The 3,976-nt window shown below is 54.3% G+C and carries 5 protein-coding genes; 1 reads left to right on the top strand and 4 read right to left on the bottom strand.

From position 1 onward, the window contains the following. The coding region (locus LC354_RS26730; RefSeq protein ID WP_223428987.1) for a transposase at window positions 1–219 on the top strand (219 nt) is incomplete at its 5' end. Between the two features lie 99 nt (window positions 220–318). On the opposite strand, the gene LC354_RS26735 is transcribed toward LC354_RS26730, so the two are convergent. The 4 genes from LC354_RS26735 to LC354_RS26750 all read right to left on the bottom strand — a co-directional run. Continuing rightward, on the bottom strand, window positions 319–1,224 hold the full coding sequence (locus LC354_RS26735; RefSeq protein WP_223428988.1) for a DUF4150 domain-containing protein: 906 nt from the start codon (window positions 1,222–1,224) through the stop codon (window positions 319–321). Further along, the gene (locus tag LC354_RS26740) at window positions 1,224–2,219 is read right to left on the bottom strand and encodes a beta-ketoacyl synthase N-terminal-like domain-containing protein (protein ID WP_223428989.1); all 996 of its coding nucleotides are present in this window, start codon (window positions 2,217–2,219) and stop codon (window positions 1,224–1,226) included. Before LC354_RS26740 ends, LC354_RS26735 begins: the two co-directional genes overlap by 1 nt. 31 nt (window positions 2,220–2,250) lie before the next feature. Continuing rightward, entirely contained in the window at window positions 2,251–3,306 is a 1,056-nt protein-coding gene (locus LC354_RS26745; RefSeq protein ID WP_223428990.1) for a DUF2169 family type VI secretion system accessory protein, read from the bottom strand. A 429-nt stretch (window positions 3,307–3,735) separates the two neighbouring features. Then, window positions 3,736–3,976 (bottom strand): hypothetical protein (locus LC354_RS26750; protein ID WP_223428991.1); only part of this gene is annotated, 241 nt, incomplete at its 5' end.

Genomic DNA, 3,976 nt, shown 5'->3' on the forward strand with positions numbered 1-3,976 from the left:
ATCCTGCACTGGGTTCACCGCGTGTTCTCGAACCTGAAGCGATGGGCGAAAGGTGTGTTCCACGGCCTCAGGAAACGACATCTGCAACGCTACCTCGATGAGTTCGTGTTCCGCTGGAACCGGCGACGACACATGTGCAGTGCCTTCGACACGCTGCTCGGAATCGGTGTCCGTCTCGCGCCTGCAACCTATCGCGATTTCGTCGACCAGCGCGTCTGAAAGCCATCTGTCATCATAAAAGCTACGTTTTATGCGCCCAAGCTGCGCCGCAAATTGATCCGATCCGCGCCTCAAGCCACAATCATCAGCTCTGTCGCCTCAACATGTAGTCTTGCCGGAACAAAGGGGATAAGCCTTTTGAGATGGCTTGCTGCGATAGGGTGTTTTGAAGGATTCAAAAGCATTTGCATAACTAATGAGCTTGTTGCCTGATGCATAACCCTTAATGTTTCCTCTGTTGTCTGTGTACGGCTGGCCTTTCGGGCATGTGGTCTTGAAATCGAAGAACTGTGTGACGTTACCGTTGGAATCTAGCGAACAAGCGTCGGGAAAGCTGCAACCAGCGAACGATACGCCTTGCGCTTCCGCCTGCGCGCGCGAAAGCTGGTTGCCACTTGAATTTGTGAGCGGTTTCTTATTGCTGTCATTATAACCGCGTTCGCCGCCGAGCGTCTGAGGGCTTGGCAAAGCAGCAATGGCTTGTTGACAACAATCATCGACGCGATTGCCGTATTCCGTACATAGCTCTGCAGGTCTAGAGGGTTGCGTATTGCGACAACAGTTGCAATGTATCTCCTGAAGTGATGTCCGTACAGCGATCTGTGGATCAACCTGCCCCATAAGGCATACTGTATTCTTGTTATTGTGAAACTTTTTATCCGTGTGCCGGCACGCGTTCTTTCCATCCATCTTCACGTCGAAAGAAAAGGTAATCCAGTCGGTCGCTTTCATGTTGACGCTTGACTTGACGCCGCCTGCCGTCCCTGCTTCGTCTCCGTTGGAGGAGCCGTATTGCGAGCCTTTTACGGCGATCATCTCACCCTTGGCCTTGACCGTCGTCGTGCCGCCCTTCAGTGATGATTGCTGCGCAATGTTGGGATAGGGAATTGGGACAGGGCCACCAGGGGATGGCGTTTTGCAAACGTCGGGAATGGTCGCTGTCGATATGCCAACTGTGCCCTTATAGGTCAGCCCAAGACCGTTCACCAGAATGTGGGTCGGCATCAGCTACCCCCTCGTCGTTCCAGAATCGCGGCTGCGCGGTGGCCCGCTTCGGAACTCGCCCAGATCATTGTGAGCGGTCCTTTGGCATAACCACGCGATTCGGCCTCGATTGCCAAGCCAGCGTACAGCGGACCGGAGGCTGCGCCAACATCTCCCCAACAGTCAGCGGGCGTTTTGAAATCGACCGCGTCTTCAAACAGCCCGGAAGTCTTCAGCACCGCGAACCCATACTCATTGCCGCGATAGCGCTCGCCGTTCATGTCACAGAATATCTGATCGACAAAGTGTCCCTCGGTAATCGAAATTGCGGCAGCCTTAAAGGCGGCGGCGAGCCCTTCACCCAAACAAATATCCTCGGTTTTGATCACGTTCTCTTCGATTTCGGAACCTGCGCCGATGAGATCCAGCTCGGTCCCGATCCGACCGGGTTTGGCAAGAAGAACGAAGCCAGCCGCTTCGCCCGGGCAGAACCCGTATATGTTGTTCTCAGAATGAAGCTGTTCGATATCATCGAGCCGTTCCAGCGTATCGGCATTCAGGTAGCTATCGATGCCTCCAATAAGCACGAAGTCCGCTTCGCCGGAAGCGATCAGATTTGCCCCGGCCTGCATTCCGACGATGCCTCCGGCATGACCCCCCATCCAATGACGAACGCGTGCAGGAATAATTGAGCCCTTAATTGCATCCAGCAGACGATCAGCCACAGCAGCGGTCATTTCGGCGTCCAGACCGGGTCGTACTTCACCAAAATTCAGCAGGATTGTTACTTTCGCTCCCCGATTTTCGATCGGAAGAAGCGCCTCCCGAACGGCCGGTAGCGCCAATTCGGTGAGACGCTCAACTCCTGACATATCCGGATCCAGACCGGCATCACGTGTTACCTTCATCGGTTGGCCGAACCGATCAATCATGAAAGGATGTTCACCAATTGCCGATATTCCAGCACGAACAGCCGCGGCGCTGGTGGCGCGGTTGAAGCCGAGGGGCGTGCGCATGCCACAGCCTAGAAGGGTTGCACGAGCCATATCAGTCCGGTCTCCAGACGCCTGTTCGGCGTATCGAATCGGGCGTTCCCATCCGCGGTCGAATACGGATCGTCGTACCTACTAGCTTTTCATCGCGACCCGGAGGCACTTCAAGAGCTGAGAGCCAAACCATTTCGAACCTTCGCCGGTTCGGCATCAGCCAAAGAGTGTGGACCGTTGGCGTCTGTCGGACATCGCCGCCCCCCTTGAATGTTGTAATCATGTCGAATGTGATCCGAGGCAAAATAAAACCAAGGAAACCGTCAGGTGTCATCCCGCCAATGCGCACTTCCTCATATCCCACAAGCGGCTCTGCCGTCTGCTGATCAAGCGGAGCGGAGCGGTAATAGCGCCGGTCGAAATCCACCGGGGGCAAAGGGTCACGATTCTGTGCCCACACCGCATCATAGGTGCCAGCGTAGCGGACCCGCGGCTGCCAGTGATGCGCGACAGGTCCCAAGGCTGCTGGTTTGCTCGATCGCGCGCCATGATAAGGAGCGTCCGGATACTCGATATTGGGCGCTTGTGTGTCAAATAGGTGCGAGGGATACCTGGCAAAACCGCATCCAGCCGGATTGCTGGGCTCCCACGCCTCCTTTTTTCCTTGCCGGTCCCAACCACCATAGGTCCTTTCCCAGGTGATGGGCATTTCAATGAATGGATTCGGCTCTGTCATCGCGAGCCCGAGAGCTCCAGAATAGATGCGTCGGTCCCCAACGACGTCGAGCGATTTATCTATGTCAGCGAGCTTGATCCGCACCTGTGATCGCGTCTCAGGGCGGCGATCTGGCGTGATCGCGCGCCCATTGACCAGAACATCAGTCCCCGTTTTCGAGAGCACAAAGTCACTGTCGGTGATTAGTCCTGTTGTCATCGGATCGCCCGCAAAAACCGGAAATCTCTGGACTTCTGTCTGTTCTTTAGCCGTACTTTGACGACCATCGAGATCGATTTTGAAAGAGGCCCGCACCGCGACCAGCCAGAACTCCGCGCCTCTTTCGTCACGTGTCCACGTCCGTTCGGCCGCAAACGGTGTCTCGTTTATCAAAAGCCACATGCACAAACCCCACAAACAGAGTGCGCCTCAATCGGGGTAACCAACCACAATATGCATTCTCTCGTCAGTTCCGATGGTTCAATACATTGCAAATCTAGTGTACCTTGAAAGTGCCGAGGACAAGGCGAGTATCGCAGCCAGAAAAAAGGCCGAATTATCAATTAGACACGTCGACATATCATAAAAATATCCACCCCATCACCAGCGAAGCTGTCCCTTCTTGCGGTGTATGAGACTGTGTAATTTCAGCCTATCATCACCTCAGTCGTTTGTCCGGGATTCGACAAAGCATTAAAAACACTCCGCAAAAGCGGACGCACCAAACAGGGATTGACCTATTGTAAGTTAGGCTCCGCGAAGCAATGCTAAAAAACTACGAAACACAATCGAGTTTAGCAAGTGAGCGCCCGCTTTCTCCCCACGGCACCTTCAATTTCGCAGTTTCAGCGAAGGTCCGCTCTCAGCCGATTCTGTGGAAAAACAAGGTGTTGCTGACGCAGAAAGTAGGGCTTTGAACTGGGCGCAAGCGCCTTTCTTGTCAGGCTTTGCGCGTTTACTGCGGTGCAGGAAAGATCTTTGCCAGTTTGCGGAGGAAGGCTTATCCCGTTTGATCCGGGAGCACATGATGTTGTCCTTCAAGGCTTGATAATCGGCCATGTTCATGTATTGT

This window comes from Tateyamaria pelophila, from assembly GCF_019966495.1.
Taxonomy (GTDB): Bacteria; Pseudomonadota; Alphaproteobacteria; order Rhodobacterales; family Rhodobacteraceae; genus Tateyamaria; species Tateyamaria pelophila.